Origin of the sequence: Mesosutterella faecium, assembly GCF_022809315.2 — a bacterium.
GTDB classification, from domain to species: domain Bacteria; phylum Pseudomonadota; class Gammaproteobacteria; order Burkholderiales; family Burkholderiaceae_F; genus Mesosutterella; species Mesosutterella faecium.
In genome coordinates this window covers 1087047-1104348 of sequence record NZ_JAKZJU020000001.1, presented here as the reverse complement: position 1 = coordinate 1104348, position 17302 = coordinate 1087047, and the positions used below count along the sequence as shown (strand labels likewise).

Sequence of the window (17302 nt, the reverse complement as noted above, 5' to 3'; positions counted from 1 at the left end):
CGGTCCCCTGCCTCAGGGGTCGAGGTCGGAAAAGTGTGATTTTATTGCAATTCGTTTTTCGCCGCAACTGTGCGCCCGCAGCCCGCTAGAGCGCCCTGCGGCGCTCGCCCGGAGCGCTTCGGGCGGCCTCCCGGAGCGCGGCCCGGTCGAGCTTGCCGGTGCGGGTGCGCGGAAGCCTCTCCACGAAGACGGCGCTCCGGGGCTTCCAGTAGGGCGAGAGCCCCGCGCCGCGCAGCAGCGCCCGGAAGTCAGGCAGCGGAAGGTCCGGCGAGCCCTCCACCACGATGGCGACCGAGCTTCCGAGCTCGGGGTCGGGCAGCGGGGCGATCGCGAAGGGGCTCCCGAGCACCGTGCCGATCAGCTCCTCGAGCGTCTCGGCGGGCACCTTGATGCCGCCCGAGTCGATCACGTTGTCGGTGCGCCCGAGCACCCGGAAGCGGTCGCTTCCCGGCTCGAAGACGACCAGGTCGTTGGTCTCGATCAGGGACACGCCGACCGCGGGCGCGCTCACCGCAAGCGTCCCCCGGGGCGACGCGGAAACGCGCACGCCCTCGAGAGGCTCGTACCAGACCCCGGCGCGCGGCCCCGAAAGCGGCCGCAGCGCGATGTGCGAGAGCGTCTCGGTCATGCCGTAGGTCGACCAGAGCCGGTTCGGAAAAGGCGCGAGCCGGGCGGCAAGCGAGCGGTCGACCGCCGCGCCCCCGATCAAAACCTCGCGGGTGGCGGCCAGAAGGGCGCGCTCGCGCTCGTGCTCAAGGGTCGCGAGCACCTGCAGGGGCACGAGTGCGGCAAAGTCGGGCGCGCGCTCGAGGTCCTCGAAAGGCCTGCGGCTCGGGCGCCGGGCAACGAGCCTGAGACCTGCGAGCATCGAGCGCACGACCACCATCTGGCCCGCGATGTAATCCATCGGCAGGCACAGCAGCGCGGTGTCGCCCGCCTGAAGCCCGAGCCTGCGCACGGTCATGCGGGCGCTGGCGGCCATGCAGGTCTTTTTCGCGCGGATCTCCTTCGGGCGGCCGGTCGAGCCCGAGGTATGGAGCACCATCTCGGGCTCGTCCGAACACCACCTCAGGCCGAACTCGAGCACCGGGCGCTCCTGCTCGGAGGCGTTTTCGAGCGCGCGCTCGAAATCCCGCCGCCCCTCGAGCACGCGGCCGTTCAGCCAGAGCCGCTGCGGCAGCTCCGCCGCAGCCTTCTCCCCGGGAGCGCTCAAGGCAGCCTCGGAGACTTGGAAAAGTCCGGGGCCCGCTTTTCGAGGAACGCCTTTCCGCCCTCCTGGGCCTCGTCGGTCATGTAGTAGAGCATCGTCATGTCGCCCGCGAACTGCTGCAGCCCGAGCTGGCCGTCGAGCTCGGCGTTGAGGCCGAACTTAAGGAACCTCAGCGCGAGCGGGCTGTACTGCTGCATGCGGCGCGCCCACTCGACGGTGGTCGCCTCGAGCTCTTTAAACGGCACCACCTTGTTCACGAGCCCCATCTCCAGCGCCTCGGCGGCCGAATACTGGCGGCAGAGGAACCAGATCTCGCGCGCCTTCTTCTGGCCGACGATCGAGGCCAGGTACGAGGCGCCGAGGCCCGCGTCGAAGCTGCCCACCTTCGGGCCGGTCTGGCCGAAGATCGCGTTTTCCGACGCAATCGTGAGGTCGCAGACCGTGGCGAGCACGTTCCCGCCACCGATCGCGTAGCCGTTGACCATCGCGATCACGGGCTTGGGCAGGCAGCGGATCTGCTTCTGCACGTCAAGGACATTGAGCCTCGGCACTCCGTCGGGCCCCACGTAGCCCCCGCGCCCCTTGAAGTGCATGTCGCCGCCCGAGCAGAAGGCCTTGTCGCCTTCGCCCGTGAGCACCACCACGGCGATGTCGGAGCGCTCTCGGCAGATCCGGAAGGCCTCGCTCATCTCCGCCACGGTGACCGGCGTGAAGGCGTTCCTCACCTGCGGACGGTTGATCGTGATCTTCGCGATGCCCTCGTAGAGCTCGAAGCGGATGTCGGAATACGATTTGATCGGCTTCCATTCAATGTCAGACATTTTGTTCCTCAGCTTTTGCCCGGCGCTCGCCGGGCAGATGCGTGATGGCGTTGGTCACCCGGGCGGTCGAGACGAGGCTGCCCGCCTCGTCGAAAAGATCCACGTTCCAGACGTGCAGCCTGCGGCCGCGGCTCAGGAGCCTTGCCACCGCGCGGATGCGCCCGCCCAGCGGCACGGCCTTCACATGGCTCGCGCTCACCTGCACGCCCATCGGGATCAGCCCCGGCTCGAGCAGCGCGGCCGAGCCCCGCCCGGCGAGCGTCTCCTCGACGGAGAGCATCGCGCCGCCCGAGCAGTACCCGTAGGGCTGGCAGCAGCCCTCCGTCACCTCGAGCTCGCCGCGCATCTCCTGCGGATCGTCCCCGGGGATGATGCGGATTCCCAGCGTTTCGGAAAGTCCCATGGCCCCTCCGCGTCAAAGCGCCTTCAGAAGCTCGGCGATGGACTCCTTCGCATCGGCCGCGAGGCCGTAGTCGCACACCTCGAAGATCGGCGCCTCCGGATCCTTGTTGACGGCCACGATCACCTTGGAGCCCATCATGCCCGCGAGGTGCTGCAGCGCCCCGGAAATGCCGAAGGCCATGTAGAGGTCGGGGGCCACGATCTTGCCGGTCTGCCCCACCTGCCACTCGTTCGGAGCGAGCCCCGCGTCGACGGCCACGCGGGTGGCGCCCACCGCGGCGCCAAGCTTCGCGGCGAGCTGGTCCAGGGCCTGGAATCCCGCGGCATCCTCGAGGCCCTGGCCGCCGGCCACGACGCGCTTGGCGGTGAGAAGCTCGGGCCTGTCGCTCTTTTTCACGTCCGAGGAGACGAAAACGCTGCCCTCGAAGGCAGGCGCAGCCGCTCCCGGCGCAACGGCGGCGGCCCCGTCGGCCGCGGCGGGCTCAAAGGAGGTCGTGCGCACGGTGGCCACCACGACGGCTCCTTCGGGGCACTGCACCGTGGTGATCACGCCGCCCGCGTAGATCGCGCGGCGGAAGGTGCGCGGCCCGAGCACGGCTGAGACTTCGCTCAGCGGCGAGACGCCGAGCTTTGCCGCAACGCGGGGCATCGCCGCGCGGTTGAGGAAGCTCATCGCAAAGAAAATGTGGCTGCAGCCCCCGCAGTTGGCCAGCACCTGGGCCGCAATCGTCTCAGGCGACGGATGCTCGGGCGTCTCGACGGCGAGCACGCGCTCCACGCCGTGCAGCTTCGAGGCCTCGGGGGCGGCCCCTTCGGCTCCGTGCCCGGCCACAAGCAGGGTCACGGGAGCGCCCGCCATAGAGGCGGCCGCCACCGCGCTGGCCGTGGAAGCCTTCAGGCTGCCTTCTTCAAAATCAGCAACTACCAGAATCGTCATTTTTGTCTTCAGCCTGAAAAAAAGTTAAAGGACCTTCGCCTCGCAGCGCAGTTTCTCGACGAGCTCCGCGACGCTGCCCACCATCACGCCGGCCTTGCGCGCGGGCGGCGCGTCGTAGCGGGTGACTTTCAGCTGCGGGGCGAAATCGGCCCCGAGCGTCTCCGCCTCGATCGTCTCCACGGGCTTCCTGCGCGCCTTCATCATGCTCGGCAGCGTCACGTAGCGCGGCTCCGCGAGCCGCAGATCGGCCGCGAACACCGCCGGCAGCGACAGCTTCCTCAGCTCGGTCCCGTCCACGGTCTGGGAGGAGACGTAAAGCGCGCCGTCCTTGAGCTCGACGCCGTTCGCGTTCGCTCCGAAAGGCGCATCCATCAGGGCGGCCAGCATGGCGCCCGTCTGCCCCGCGTCGTCGTCGATCGCCTGCTTGCCCACGGCGACGAGGTCGGGCTTCTCCCGGTCCACGACGGCCTTGAGAAGCCGCGCGACGCCCAGCGGCTCGGTCTTCACGTCGGTGTGAACGAGAATGCCGCGGTCGGCTCCCATGGCGAGCGCCACGCGGAGGGTGTCCACGGCCTTCGCCTCGCCCACGCTCACCGCGACCACCTCATCGGCCGCGCCCGTCTCCTTGAGGTGCACGGCGGCTTCGACCGCGATCTCATCAAAGGGATTGAGCGAGCGCCGCACCGCGGGCTTGCCGTCGACGTCCAGACCGCTGCCGTCGGCAAGCGCGTGAACCTTCACGTTGTAGTCGACCACTCTTTTAACTGCAACCAGAACCTTCATTCATTGCTCCTAGGAAAGGGGTTCATGGGCGGAGGCGCCCCGGCACGGGCCCGCCCCTGCTGTGTGGAGAGGCATTATAAAGGTCCCTTCCCGCCTTTAACGAGGACGAAAAAGTCACCTGCCTGCCTTTTTGATACCACCAACGCTCCCCTCCCTACTTCTTCGTGACGAAGCCGGCTACCCCTTCTGGCGCCGCGCCCCGGGCCCCGATTCTGTCAAAATAGAGGGATTGCCCGGGGGGTGTCTGCGCGCTCCCGCCCGCGGGCTTTGCCTTTTTCCTTTTCCCGCGCCCTCCGCCGCGCGGAGCCTGCCGCACTTTGGGGAAACGCGAAGCCCATGATCAGATGAAGTGTTTTGAGTTCTTTTGTTTTTCTGTCCATTTGGAATTAATCAGGAGACCCCTATGCTGTCTGACATTGAAATCGCCCATGCGGCCAAGCTGAAGCCGATCGAGCAGCTCGCCCACGAAATCGGGCTCACTGACGAGGAGTTCGAGCCCTACGGCCGCGACAAGGCGAAGGTGAAGCTCTCCCCGGAGCGCAAGCCCCACGGAAAGCTCATTCTTGTGACGGCCACCTCCGGCATGCCCGCGGGCTCGGGCAAAACGACGACCTCGATCGCGCTCGCCCAGGGACTGCGCAGGATCGGCAAAAAATCCTGCCTCGCGCTTCGGGAGCCCTCGCTCGGCCCGTGCTTCGGCATGAAGGGCGGCGCCGCCGGCGGCGGCTATTCCCAGGTGCTGCCGATGGAGTCGATCAACCTGCACTTCACCGGCGACTTCCACGCGATCACCGCCGCGAACAACCTGCTCGCGGCCATCATCGACAACTGCCGCTTCCGCGGCGAGCACGACATCAAGGAAGTGACCTGGAAGCGCGTGCTCGACGTGAACGACCGGCAGCTGCGCTTCATCGTGACGGGGCTGGGCGGCTCGGCCAACGGCGTGCCCGCCGAGACGGGCTTTGACATTACGGTGGCCTCGGAGCTGATGGCGGTGTTCTGCCTCGCCAAGGACGAGGAGGACCTGCGCGCGCGCATCGACCGGATGGTGGTCGCCACGAAGCGCGACGGCTCGGCGCTCACCGTCAAGGAAATCGGCTGCACCGGAGCGCTGATGGCGCTGCTGCTTGAGGCCGTGAAGCCCAACCTCGTGCAGACGATCGAAGGCGGCCCCGCATTCATCCACGGGGGGCCCTTTGCGAACATCGCCCACGGCTGCAACTCGGTGGCCGCCACCAAGGCCGCCCTCACGATCGGCGACTACGCCATCACGGAGGCGGGCTTCGGCTCAGAGCTGGGCGGAGAAAAATTCTTCGACATCAAGTGCCGCTCGGCGGGCCTGCGCCCGAACGCCACGGTGATCGTGACAAGCACCCGCGCCCTGCACTGGCACGGCGGCGTCCCGCTGGCCGACATCGCCCAGCCCAACATCGAGGCGCTCAAAAAAGGCCTGTGCAACCTCGACCACCACGTCCGCAACATGCAGGGCTTCGGCCCGAACGTCGTCGTGGCCCTCAACCACTTCGCCAACGACGACGAGGCTGAGATCGAGGTGATCCGCAGGCGCTGCGAGGAGCTCGGCGCGCGCTTCGCCGTTTCCGACGGGTTCGCCCGCGGAGGCGCCGGGGCCGAGGAGCTCGCGCGGCAGGTGGTCGAAGCCTGCGAGGGCGACCCCCGTCCGATCAAATTCGCCTACGAGGAGGACGCCCCGATCCTCGACAAGCTCCAGGCGGTCATCACGCGCTGCTACGGCGCGAAGGACTTCAGCCTCTCGCCCAAGGCGGTGAAGGATCTGAAGCAGATCGAGTCGCTCGGCTTCGGACGTCTGCCGATCTGCATCGCGAAGACCCCGCTGTCGCTGTCGCACGATCCGAAGCTGCTCGGCGCCCCCAAGGGCTTCACCATCCCCGTGGAGCGCCTGATCCTCAACGCGGGCGCGGGCTTTGTCGTGATCACGACCGGCTCCATCCTGAGAATGCCGGGCCTTCCCAAAGTCCCCAACGCCTTCAAGATCGACGTGAAGGACGGGCAGATCGTGGGCCTGTCCTGACCTCCCGGTTCAGCCCGAACTGAAAAAAGCCGCCCTTCGGGGCGGCTTTGTCGTGCGCGGGGGGATCCGCTTCAGCGGTCCTGGTTCTTCAGCTTTTCATCCGGGTACAGGAAGGGGATCGCGGCCTTCGTGTAAACGCACATCGAGTAGAGCGTGAGGATCACGGCGATCCAGATGAGCCAGGTCCCGATCAGGGGGATGTTGAGCCCCCAGAGGGGATCGTGCCAGAGCAGCATCGGGATGGCGACCATCTGCGCGATCGCCTTCACCTTGCCGTACCAGTTCACCTTCACGTGGGAGGAGGCGCCGACCTTGGCCATCCATTCGCGCAGCCCCGTCACGGCGATCTCGCGCCCCACGATGATGAGGGCGACCAGCATGTCGATGCGGCGCAGCGCGAGCAGCGCGATCACCGCCGCGCACACGAGCAGCTTGTCGGCCACGGAGTCCAGGAAGGCGCCCATCGGGGTGGTGAGGTTGAAGTGCCTCGCGATGAAGCCGTCCAGGGCGTCGGTGATCGCCGCGATGCAGAAGATCACGCAGGCGATCACGTTCTGCGCGTGCGGGCTGAGGCAGCCGAGATAAAAGACCCCGATCACGAACGGGATCAGCGCGACGCGGGTCCACGTGAGCGCCATCGGCACATTGAGCCGGCTCCGCGGACGGGCTGGCGAGGAATTCTGTACTTCAGACATAAAGGCACCGCAGCCCCGCAGTCAGGGCGCGGGGCGAAGAAAAAAATAACGAAGACGTTCCTGATTGTAATGCGAGCGGAGGACGAATTCGCCCGCCTGCGCAGTGACTTTCATGCCGAGGCCTCGCCGTGCAGCTGCAGGTAGATTTTTTCGGCGAGCGTTTTGGAGATGCCCTCGACAGACTCGATTTCCTCGACGGAGGCGTTGCGCAGGCCCTTCATGCCGCCGAATCGCGCGAGCAGCCTCGCCCGGCGCTTCGGCCCCACGCCCTCGAAGTCTTCGAGACGGCTGCGGCTGCGGGGCTTCGCGCGCCGCGCCCGCATGCCGGTGATGGCGAACCGGTGGGCCTCGTCGCGGATTTCGGCCACGAGCATGAGCGCGGGCGACTGCGGCCCGAGGACCAAGGGCTCACGGTGCTGGTCGCGGGGAAAGACGAGGGTCTCGAGCCCCACCTTGCGGCCCTCGCCCTTGGCAACGCCCACGATGTGGGAAGTGTCCAGCCCCAGGGATTCGAAAACCTCCCGGGCCATCTCGACCTGCCCGCGACCGCCGTCGATGAAGACCACCGTGGGCATCGGGGAGCGGCCCCTGGCCACCGCGCTGTAGCGGCGCGTGATCACTTCCTTCATCGCCGCATAGTCGTCGCCGGGTGTCACGTCGTCGATGTTGAAGCGCCGGTACTCGGAGGAGTCCATCCTGAAGTTTCTGAACACCACGCAGGAGGCGATGGTGGCCTCGCCCGCCGTGTGGCTGATGTCAAAGCACTCCGCGCGGAAGTCCTCGAGCCGGCCGCTCTCGGGCCGGATCCCCAGCGCGTCGACGAGTTCCTGCAGCCTCGACTTCTCGCCCAGCTCGACCGCGATGTGGCTCTCGAGGGCGATTTTCGCGCCCGCCTGGGCCATCTCGAGCCAGCGGCGGCGGGCGCCCTGGGGCTCGCTCACCACGGGAACCCGCCGGCCGGCGATCTCGGAGAGCAGCTCGGAGAGCACCGCAGGGTCCCTCGCGTCCGCGGTCACGACCACGGTCGGGACCGGCAGCCCCTCGTAGTGGTGGGACACGAAGGCCTCGAGGATGTCCGGCGCATCCTCGGGCGCGGCCTCCTTCTCGTGGCTCGGGAAAAAAGCCCTGTCGCCCAGGTGCCGCCCTCCGCGCACCATGGCGAGATTTACGCAGGCCTGACCCCGGTCGACGGCGACCACGATGATGTCGGCGTCGATGTCGCCTCCCGTGGTCTCGATCGTCTGGCCCTCGAGCACGGTCGAGAGCGCGGCAAGCTTGTCGCGGATCCTCGCCGCGTCCTCGAACCGCAGCTCGGAGGCCGCCGCGGCCATCTGGGATTCAAGCTCGGACATGAGCTCTCCGCCGTCGCCCGAGAGGAAGCGCTTCGCCCGGCGCACGTCCTGCGCGTACTCCTCCTCGCTCACCGCGCCCACGCACGGCGCCGAGCAGCGGCCGATCTGGCCGAGCAGGCACGGCCTCGAGCGGTTGCGGAAATTGGTCTCCTCGCAGGTGCGCAGCTGGAACACCTTCTGCAGCACCGCGATCGACTGGCGCACCGCGCCGCTGTTCGGAAACGGGCCGAAATACGTGCTCCTGCGGTCCACGCCCCCGCGGTAGAAGCTGATCCGCGGGTAAGCCTCCGAGCCGATCCTGAGATAGGGGTAGGTCTTGTCGTCGCGGAAGACGATGTTGTACTTGGGCTTGAGGGACTTGATCAGGTTGTGCTCGAGCAGCAGCGCCTCGGCCTCGGAGCGGGTGACGGTGGTCTCAAGCTTCTCGACCTGGGAGATCATGAGCGCGATGCGCGGCGACAGGTCCGATTTCTGGAAATAGCTCGAGACGCGCTTCTTCAGGTCCCGGGCCTTGCCGACGTACAGGCAGTTCCCCGCGGCGTCGAAGTAGCGGTACACCCCCGGCAGCGAGGGCAGATTTCTTAAAATAAGCGCGTAATCGAAATCGGCGGGGGGCGTTCCCTTGGGCATGAGGTCTCCTAACGGCGGGGGATAAGCCGGAAAGCTCGGCTCCCGCGCTTTCCTTTTTCCCCTTTAAGGCCTCAGAGTCTAAAGCACGCGGCCCCGCGCTGCGGCGGCGACAAAACATGCAAAGCTACACTCAGAAGCGGCCCCTGCGCTGCGACATTTTCTGCCACGTGATCGACAACTTCGGCGACGCGGGCGTGTGCTGGAGGCTCGCCCGGGCGCTTTCCGGCGAAGAAGGCTTCGAGATCACGCTCTATATCGACGATCTCGCAACCCTCGCGCGCATCGCGCCCGGCGTCGACCCTTCGCTCCGCCCGGGCCAGAGCGTCTCGGGCGTCACCGTCCGGGGCTGGGAGGAATGCCTCGGGCGCACGCCCGGAAACGCCGTGGTCGAAACCTTCGGCTGCCGGCTTCCGGACGCATTCGAGGAGGCGATCGCCGCCCGGATCGCCTCGGGGCGCCCCACGGCCTGGCTCAACCTCGAGTACCTTTCGGCCGAAGACTGGGTGGAGGGCTGCCACGGGCTGCCTTCGCCGCACCCCAGGCTTCAGGCGACGAAAACCTTCTTCTTCCCGGGCTTCACGCAGAAGACCGGGGGCGTGCTGATAGAGCGCGGGCTGCTTGAGGCGCGGGAGCGCTTCTCCCGGCAGGACAGGGCCGCGGCGCTTCGCAGCCTCGGGGCGGATCCGGACAGCCCCTTCAGCCTCTTTTTCTTCTCCTACCCGAGCGCCCCGGTCGAATCCCTGGCGGCTTCCCTGGCCGCGGACCCCAGGCCGCTGCAGGTCCTCGCCGCTCCCGGCGAGGCCGGCCGCAGGCTGGGCGAGGCGTTGCGAGCGCTTGAGGCCCCGCAGGTGTCCTTCCGGCCCGTGCCCGCGGTGGCGCAGGACAAGTTCGACCGGCTGCTGTGGTGCGCCGACGCCCTCATCGTCCGCGGCGAAGACTCCTTCGTGCGCGCGCAGCTGTCCGCCAGGCCTTTCCTCTGGACCATCTATCCGCAGGATGAGAACGCGCACATCGTGAAGCTGCGCGCCTTCATGGACCGGATCGCCCCGTCCTTTCCCGAGCCCGCCGGGGCGCTCTGGCGGGAGGCGAATCTCGCCTGGAACGAAAACCGCTGGGAAAACCGCCACTGGGCGGCATTCCGCAGCGCTGCCGGTGATCTCGCCGCGGGCGGACGGCGCTGGGCGGACCGCCTGGCCGGCCTCGGCTCGCTCTCCCGCAGCCTCGCCAGACAGATAAAAAAAGAGCTAGAATAATGGGCTTGAAATTTTCCCCGCCCGGCCGTTCGCGAGCAAATGCCAGAAAGTGCCAGGCTTCTCTAAAGGTAGAACTCAGATTATGAAAACCGCTCAGGAACTTCGCGCCGGCAACGTCTTCATGGTTGGCAAGGACCCGATGGTTGTGGTCAAGGCCGTTTACTCCAAGGGTGGCCGCGGCGCCTCCACCGTCAAGATGAAGATGCGCAACCTTCTGACGGGCGCCATCACCGAAACCGTGTACCGCGCTGACGACAAATTCGAGGACCTGATCCTCGAGCGCAAGGACGTGACCTACTCCTACTACGCCGATCCGTCCTATGTCTGGATGGACTCCGACTACAACCAGTACGAAGTCGGCGAAGAGGCCATGACCGAGGCGAAGAAGTACCTGCAGGAAGAAATGCCCGCCGAGCTCACGTTCTACAACGGCCAGCCCATCTCCGTTGAGCTGCCGACCAAGCTCGTGCGTGAAATCGGCTACACCGAGCCCGCCGTGAAGGGCGACACCTCCGGCAAGGTCATGAAGCCCGCCAAGCTGAAGGACACCGGCTACGAGCTGCAGGTTCCCGCCTTCATCAACGTCGGCGACAAGATTGAAATCGACACCCGCACCGGCGAGTACTCCAACCGCGTGAAGTAATTTCCCTGATTTTTCAGGAGAAATGACCGAAGCCTGGCGCATTTTTCTGCACCAGGCTTTTTTTCGGTCCGCCTCTGCCCTGCCCCGCCCCTCAGCACCCAAGGCATGAAAAAGCTCCCCTTCCTTCTTTCCCGACAGCGCCTGAGCGCAGCCGCCCTGTGCCTTGCGGCCGGCTTTCTCCTGCCTTTTTCGGCTCTGCCCGCGGCGCGCTCGGCGCAGCTCGCCTCGTTTCTGATTCCATTCGGGCTTTTGTTCGCCCTGTCGCCGCGCAGGCCGGGACGGATCAGGGCCGCCGCGGCCTTATTTCTTGCGTCCTGCCTGCTGAGCAGCGCCGATGCGGCCCTGCGGGGCTTTCTGATGACCTCCTACGAGTCGGACTACTTCTCGGGGTTCGTCATCCAGGCGCTTGCGAACACCACCCCGGCGGAAGCCCGCGAATACCTCGCCACGGCCCTGCCCCAGATCCTTTTCTGGGCAGGCGCGGGACTTGTGGTTTTCCTGCTTCAGGCCGCCCTGATCCTTCTGGCCCTGAAGCGCAGCCTTCCCCTGCCCTCTCCGCTTCTGAAAAAGCCGGACGAGTTCCGGCCCGGCCTCCCGGCGGGCGCCGCCCTGTGCCTCGCGGCCGCTGCCGTGGCGGGACTCACCCTCTTCAACCACTCATGGCGCTCGCACATGGTGCCGGCCTCCTGGATCAAGGCCGCGGCCTGCGCGAAAAGCTACCGGGACTTCTGGCGACAGAGCGATGAGCGGAACGCCGAGATTGTCCGCGTCTCGCAGGGCCTGATCACTCAGGTGGGCGATTCGCCCAAAACCATCGTTCTCGTCATAGGCGAGAGCCTCACCCGGGACAACATGAGCCTTTTCGGCTACCCGCGCGACACGACCCCGGAGCTGCGCGGCATGGTGCGCAGCGGAGAAATCACCGCCGTTGCCGACAGCTGGTCGACGGCGGCCCAGACCATCGCCGCCTTCGATTCGATGTTTCACTTCCCTGCCCGCCAGGCGCAGCTGCAGGGCCGCGGCAATCTTTTCGCCTTCATCCGCGCCGCCGGCTTCCGTGTCATCTGGATCTCGAACCAGGACGACCTCGCGATCAAGGAGCTCTACCAGGACTACGCTGACAAGGCCGTCCTCCTCAACCGCGTCTCCGGCCGCTCCACCCGGTCCATGGACGAGAAGCTCCTGCAGCCGCTTTCGGCCGCCATGCAGGATCCGGCGCCACGGAAGCTCATCGTCGTGCACATGCTCGGAGCCCACCCGCACTTCGCCCTGCGCTATCCGGAGCGTCTGAAGGACGCCTGGAGCGGGCCCGACAGCGTCTCAAGAGCCATGGAAAAGCTCGGCCGCGGGCCGATCGTGCGCAGCCAGCTCAACGACTACGACCGCGCGATGCTCTATCAGGACGAAGTCCTCGCGCGAATCTTCAGGGTCGTCCGCGACGGGGCCGGACACCGAAGCACGCTCTGCCTGTTTCTTTCGGACCACGGCGTGGAGACCGGCCGCTACGACAACCGCGTCGGGCACTCCCCGGCTTCTCCCTCAAGCTACCGCATTCCTGTCCTTCTCTGGGCGCGGGGGCCGCTTGAGCAGGCGGTCCGGAAGGCGGCCGCCCGCCCCTTCAGGGCTGACTGGACCGACAGCCTGCTGCTCGATGCGGCGGAAATCCGCTGGAAGGGCGAACGGCCCCATGAGTCCCTCCTCAGCCCGGACTACCGGTGGGAAGAGCCTGAATCCAGGCGACGCTTTTCAGCCGCCTTGAGCCGCGACTGAGTCCCGAAAAGAAAGGCCGGAGGCGATGTATCCCGACCTTTGCATAGGTAAAAATACGTAACATTCGAACGAATACGGCCGGAATCTAGGTAATATGCCTTACGTCTTAATGACTGACGTGGAGTGTGAAGAATGCCCAGATATCTTGCAGCTTTCCTGCCGACCGACAAGGGGTACCGCGTCACTTTTCCCGACATTCCAGGGCTTGCGAGCTTCGGCGCCACGATTCAGGAGGCCTACGACAATGCGGCCGTCGCGCTGCGCAGATGCCTGCAGAAGCTCCGCAGCCCGCTGCCGCCGGCCATGAAGAAAAAAGAGATTCTGAGCGCCCTCGAGCGCGCGGGAGTCGCACGCCAGGGGGTTCTGGTCCGTCCCGTCGACTCGTTCGACGCGGAGATCGTCGAGGCCTCAAACTTATTCAGGGCAAGCGAGAAAAGCCTTCTGTCCGGGCTGCCCGCCTCCGGCGGCGATTAAGCGGGGCTACCCCGCAGTGCAGGAACCCGGCGCTTTGCTCCCCTGACAGAGCCGGAGCGCCCGTCATCAGCCTCACGGACTAAGCCTCAAGAATGAGTTGATCTAGGCTAAAGTTCGTACGAACCCCTCCGGGAAAAATGAATTCAACGGGTCCTGAGATCAAAAAGCCCGCAACCTGGAGAGAAGCTATGACAAGAGAAATTTCACGCCGCAGCCTGTTCAAGGCGAGCGTGGTCGGTGCCGCCGCTGCCGGCGCCGCGACCGTTTCCAACGCCGCATCCGCTGCCGAAAAGGGCAGAACCGAAACCTACGACGTGGTTGTGATCGGATGCGGGTGCGCCGGCATGGCAGCCGCGATCGAGGCAAAGAACGCGGGCGCCAAGGTCTGCATTCTGGACAAAATGCCTCGCCCCTCGGGCAATACGATCTTCTCGGGCGGCATCATCAACGCCGCCGGCACCTATGTTCAAAAGCAGGAAGGGGTCAATGACTCTCTTGACGCCTTCTACGCCGACATGATGAAAGTCTCGCAGGGCCGGGGCGATCCCGCTCTGACAAAGATGTACGTTGAAAAATCCGCAGATGCGGTGCAGTGGCTGACCAGCGAGTGCGGGATCAAGTTCCGCAGGCTTGAAAAGGAATCCTGGCCCATGCTGCAGAGAGGCCATGTGGTCGACGGCCCCCTGAAGCCCCACGGCGCGCAGCTGGCAAAACAGATGCTCGACCGCGTCAAGGCGCTCGGAATCCCTGTCTTCTTCAACACCAAGGTGATTGAAATCACCCGCAGCGAGGTGCTTCACGCCACCGGGGTGAAGGCGGTCGACGAGGATGAAGAGCTCGTGACCTTCAAGGCCAGAGGCGGCGTCATCGTGTGCACCGGCGGCTTCCATAACAACAAGGAGCTCATCTGCCGCTATATGTGTGTTCCGTCAAGTCAAAACCAACCACTTTTTGACGCAAAGTCCTTCGTAAGCTGGTTGGTTTTTTCAGGATGTCATGGGAACCTCCAGTCCTTATTTCATCAGCGAGTGGCTTAAGCGATAGCTTTCACCCATGTGTTTAATGAGATAGCCATGATGAGCCAGCCGGTCAATCATCGCCATCAGCAGGCGCTCGTCGCAAAAGATCTTGTTCCATTCAGGAATCGGCATATTTGTCGTTAATATCAGGCTGCGCCGTTCGTAGCAGTCGGCAATCAGTTCGAAAAGCAGGCGCGTGCCCGTTACGTTGGTGGGCAGGTAGCCCCATTCGTCAATGACCAGCAGGTCGCATTTTTCAAAACGCCGCTTCAGCCTGGGCAGCTGTCCCGTCTCGTGTGCCGACGACAGCTCCTCGACCAGCACTGCCATTCGCTTAAAGAGCGCTTTGTAGCCCAGCCTGCAGGCCTGCAGGCCAAGCGCTGTGGCAAAGTGGGTCTTGCCAGTGCCCGGGTGCCCCAACAGGATGAGGTTCTGCTTAGCCTCAATAAAACGACACTGCGTCAACCAGGCCAGGTCAAGATTCCGAGGCAGTTCCAGACAGCTGCAGTCGAAATTCTCCAGTGTTTTGGTGCGCAGGAGACCGGCTTTGACTTGATTACGCTCGACACGATCTCGGACGCGCGCGTCCCAAAGCTTTTGCAAAAGCTGCAGGACGAATTCGGCTCGATCGGTCAGGCTGATCTCTTTGTAGGTTTTCACAACGCTGGTGCCGCCAAGCCTAAGATTTAAAGCAAGTTCTCGGATGCGGGCATCTGTTTCAGCGGCCTTAGACATGCGCCCCTCCCTCCAGCTCCTTGCAGACATCAGAGAAGCTATGCGGCGGCAGATCCATGTTCCCGAGGGCATGGCTCACGCTTTTCATCGGCTTGATGCTGTCGGTCAGCTTGTCCTCAGCTCCCCGATAGGCGGCAGCAACTTCTTCAGCGCTGCGGCTGCCATAGACATCGAGCGCCAGCTCCAGCAGCGAGAGTTCGCTGACAATGTTCCTGCTTTTGACAAAGCGCTGCCGCAGCGCCCGCAGCAGCACACCGCGCCCAGGAGCGGTCAGCTGCTTAAGGTAGGCAGACACTTTTTGCGGGCAGACGGACTGGAGATAAGAGCTGTTGAAAGCGCTTGGGCGCTCGCTGAGCATTTCAAGTTCCACGCCCCAGTTGATGCTGTCCCTGCGGGTTCCGTACTGTCGGTTGTATTCGGAAACGAGCTGCCCGCCCTCGGTGAAGATGGCCAGCTTGTTCCAGAACTTCTTCACAAACGTCTTCGTCCCAGGCGGCAGGCCGACCTGATAGGAATTCGTATCGACCTTGATGCGGCAGTCCTCCGTCACCGTTGCCCGGCCCCAGGAGTGAGTCACTTCGCGTGGGGCGTCCGGCAGCGGATTCATTGCCGCCAGATCCTCCTTGAAAAGGGCATCAATTGACTTGGGTTTGTGCAGATAGTGAGGTTTCCTGGCCTCGTTGAAGCAAAATTCCGCCAGTTCTGCGTTCAGGGCATCGTAGTTGCCGTTGAACGAACGCAGCGGGCAGAAAAAATTCCTTCTCACCCACCCGACGGCATTTTCCACTGAACCCTTCTCGTTGCCTGAAGCAGGATTGCAGAACTCCGCGTCAAAACCGTAAGCCGTCATCAGGGTGAGAAAGTTTTCCGTCAGCTGGCGCGGATGATCCTTTGCGTCGTGGTTGCAAAGCCCATTGCCCAGATTCTTGCGGCGAATGACTTTAGTGACGGCTGTGCTCATGTTGTCGCAGCGAATGATCACCGGGACGCGCCCTATGCGCTTGAACATCTCCGCCAGGCCGTGGGCCAGGCACTCAAAGTTTTGTGCCGGCAGGGCGTACGCAAGCCGAAAATTTGAATGCGGGAAGCTCATCACCAAAATGTAATGGCGGCTTTCTCCGTTTTCACTGAGCATTGTTATTTCACCGAAATCAAGCTGTGCCTTGCCTGGCTGATGGAGCAGCTTGAGATGCTGGCGGCTCTGGGCCTGGCGCAGTGAGCTTCGAATGTCTTTGACCATGCGCTCGACGGTCCGGATGGATACATTGAGCGGAGGCAGATCCGCGGCAAGGCTGCCGGTTTTGATCAATTCATGAATGCGTTTGGCCGTGAGCCTGAGCTTGGGATTGGCAACAGCGCTGTCGCTCTGCAGGAGATTCAGCACGTAAGGCTGGCAGGAGTCGATCTTCTTGGCGCGTTCCTTATGGAAAGGCTCAGGAATCGATGCCTCTTTTTTGATGTACTTCATCACCGTCTCACGGTTGAATCCTGTAATTTTCGCTATTTCTCGGGTTGAGCGGCCGCTGGCGGCCAGCTTCTTGATAAGATGAATTTGGTCCATGGATAGCATTTGCGTTTGCTCCATCTGTTTGGCTGCAGTGGAGCGTGAATGATATTCGTGGACTTTGTCGTTTTAGAGAGAAAAGTGCTTCTCTCAGCCAAATATGCCGCTCACTTTCGTGACGGCACTGGTTGGTTTCTTATTGACGGTTCTGGTTGGATCCTTAGTGTCGCAAAACAGCTATATGGGCGGGGACGTCGCCTGGATGCCGATCCGCGGATCGACCTGCATCACGGGCGAGAACATCACGCTCACCGAGCCTTTCAACCCCATGTATGTCAATATGGATCAGTTCCACGGCGGTCCGATTCACGGCCCGACGCGCGCCAATCCGTCCATCATGGTTAATTACGGCATTCTGGTCAAACAGGACGGCACGCGCTTCATCGACGAGGTCAACACCTACGTGTATGTCGCCAAGGCCATGCCGAAGCTCATACCGAACAACTGGGCCTTCATCATCATTGACGACCAGGTGACGAACATTTCGACGGTCCAGGACCGCATCAACCGCTATCAGAGAAACCACGCCCCGATCTACACCGGGAACACGATCGCCGAACTCGCGAGAAACGCTCACATTCCGGAAGCGACTCTGGTGAAAGTGGTGGATCAGTACAACGCCGCCATCAAGGCCGGAAAGGGCAGCACGCTCACTCCTCCCAATACGCTCAAAGGCGCGCGGCTGCTGGTCAAGCCTCCGTTCCGCGCTTTCCCGTTCCAGGGCGGAATGACGGCCACTTTCGGCGGCCCGAAGATTTCCCTCAAAGGCGAAGTGCTCAACACTGAAGGCAGGCCGATTCCGGGCCTTTATGCGGCAGGCAACGCGATCGGCGGCCTCCTTTACAACGACTACATCGGCGGCTCCCAGCTCTGCGCGGCGATCATCTGGGGGCGCGAGTCCGCCTGCAGCGCCGCTGCCCGGGCCAAAAAAGCCTGACTGAAGCTGAACTGAACAGCACCGGGG

General features: G+C 64.2%; 17 protein-coding genes. 7 read left to right on the top strand and 10 right to left on the bottom strand.

What is annotated here, in order from left to right; translation table 11 throughout:
- Window positions 1-85: 85 nt before the first annotated feature.
- From MUN46_RS05160 to MUN46_RS05135, 6 genes are all read right to left on the bottom strand, one after another.
- Window positions 86-1213, bottom strand: coding sequence for an AMP-binding protein (locus MUN46_RS05160; protein ID WP_243377460.1), 1128 nt, complete (start codon window positions 1211-1213; stop codon window positions 86-88).
- Complete coding sequence (menB, locus tag MUN46_RS05155; RefSeq protein WP_243377461.1) at window positions 1210-2031, bottom strand: 1,4-dihydroxy-2-naphthoyl-CoA synthase; 822 nt, start codon at window positions 2029-2031, stop codon at window positions 1210-1212. Before menB ends, MUN46_RS05160 begins: the two co-directional genes overlap by 4 nt.
- The gene (locus MUN46_RS05150; RefSeq protein WP_243377462.1) at window positions 2024-2434 is read right to left on the bottom strand and encodes a PaaI family thioesterase; all 411 of its coding nucleotides are present in this window, start codon (window positions 2432-2434) and stop codon (window positions 2024-2026) included. Before MUN46_RS05150 ends, menB begins: the two co-directional genes overlap by 8 nt.
- Before the next feature lie 12 nt (window positions 2435-2446).
- The gene (locus MUN46_RS05145; RefSeq protein WP_243377463.1) at window positions 2447-3370 is read right to left on the bottom strand and encodes an electron transfer flavoprotein subunit alpha/FixB family protein; all 924 of its coding nucleotides are present in this window, start codon (window positions 3368-3370) and stop codon (window positions 2447-2449) included.
- Between the two features lie 24 nt (window positions 3371-3394).
- Window positions 3395-4153 (bottom strand): electron transfer flavoprotein subunit beta/FixA family protein, encoded by a 759-nt coding sequence (locus MUN46_RS05140; RefSeq protein WP_243377464.1) that lies wholly within the window; start codon window positions 4151-4153, stop codon window positions 3395-3397.
- Window positions 4154-4368: 215 nt separating this feature from the next.
- A complete protein-coding gene (locus tag MUN46_RS05135) occupies window positions 4369-4533 on the bottom strand; it encodes a hypothetical protein (protein WP_285230565.1) in 165 nt (54 codons plus the stop codon).
- Window positions 4534-4556: 23 nt separating this feature from the next.
- On the opposite strand from MUN46_RS05135, the gene MUN46_RS05130 reads away from it, so the two are divergent.
- Window positions 4557-6203, top strand: a complete 1647-nt coding sequence (locus MUN46_RS05130; protein WP_243377465.1) for a formate--tetrahydrofolate ligase — start codon at window positions 4557-4559, stop codon at window positions 6201-6203.
- Window positions 6204-6274: 71 nt separating this feature from the next.
- Here MUN46_RS05130 and pgsA read toward each other — a convergent pair whose 3' ends face one another.
- Both pgsA and uvrC read right to left on the bottom strand, forming a co-directional pair.
- Window positions 6275-6898: a CDP-diacylglycerol--glycerol-3-phosphate 3-phosphatidyltransferase gene (gene pgsA / locus MUN46_RS05125; RefSeq protein WP_243377466.1), complete on the bottom strand. Its 624-nt coding sequence runs from the start codon at window positions 6896-6898 to the stop codon at window positions 6275-6277.
- Between the two features lie 110 nt (window positions 6899-7008).
- Window positions 7009-8880 carry an excinuclease ABC subunit UvrC gene (gene uvrC / locus MUN46_RS05120; protein WP_243377467.1) on the bottom strand — a complete coding sequence of 624 codons (1872 nt, stop codon included), beginning with the start codon at window positions 8878-8880 and terminating at the stop codon, window positions 7009-7011.
- 116 nt (window positions 8881-8996) lie between these two features.
- Between uvrC and earP the strand changes: the two genes are divergently transcribed.
- From earP to MUN46_RS05095, 5 genes are all read left to right on the top strand, one after another.
- On the top strand, window positions 8997-10133 hold the full coding sequence (earP, locus tag MUN46_RS05115) for an elongation factor P maturation arginine rhamnosyltransferase EarP (protein WP_243377468.1): 1137 nt from the start codon (window positions 8997-8999) through the stop codon (window positions 10131-10133).
- Window positions 10134-10215: 82 nt separating this feature from the next.
- A complete protein-coding gene (gene efp, locus MUN46_RS05110) occupies window positions 10216-10776 on the top strand; it encodes an elongation factor P (RefSeq protein ID WP_237978192.1) in 561 nt (186 codons plus the stop codon).
- A 105-nt stretch (window positions 10777-10881) separates the two neighbouring features.
- Entirely contained in the window at window positions 10882-12546 is a 1665-nt protein-coding gene (locus MUN46_RS05105; RefSeq protein WP_243377469.1) for a phosphoethanolamine transferase, read from the top strand.
- 132 nt (window positions 12547-12678) lie between these two features.
- Window positions 12679-13020: a type II toxin-antitoxin system HicB family antitoxin gene (locus MUN46_RS05100; protein ID WP_243377470.1), complete on the top strand. Its 342-nt coding sequence runs from the start codon at window positions 12679-12681 to the stop codon at window positions 13018-13020.
- Between the two features lie 188 nt (window positions 13021-13208).
- A complete protein-coding gene (locus tag MUN46_RS05095; protein WP_243377471.1) occupies window positions 13209-14057 on the top strand; it encodes an FAD-dependent oxidoreductase in 849 nt (282 codons plus the stop codon).
- Here the strand turns inward: MUN46_RS05095 and istB are convergent.
- On the bottom strand, window positions 14034-14774 hold the full coding sequence (gene istB, locus MUN46_RS05090) for an IS21-like element helper ATPase IstB (protein WP_243377472.1): 741 nt from the start codon (window positions 14772-14774) through the stop codon (window positions 14034-14036). The two genes, MUN46_RS05095 and istB, sit on opposite strands and share 24 nt — an antisense overlap.
- Window positions 14767-16344 carry an IS21 family transposase gene (istA, locus tag MUN46_RS05085; protein ID WP_243377473.1) on the bottom strand — a complete coding sequence of 526 codons (1578 nt, stop codon included), beginning with the start codon at window positions 16342-16344 and terminating at the stop codon, window positions 14767-14769. The genes istB and istA overlap by 8 nt, the downstream gene beginning before the upstream one ends.
- 94 nt (window positions 16345-16438) lie before the next feature.
- Here istA and MUN46_RS05080 point away from each other — a divergent pair, with 94 nt between their 5' ends.
- Window positions 16439-17275, top strand: a complete 837-nt coding sequence (locus MUN46_RS05080) for an FAD-binding protein (RefSeq protein ID WP_285230564.1) — start codon at window positions 16439-16441, stop codon at window positions 17273-17275.
- The last annotated feature ends 27 nt before the right edge of the window (window positions 17276-17302 follow it).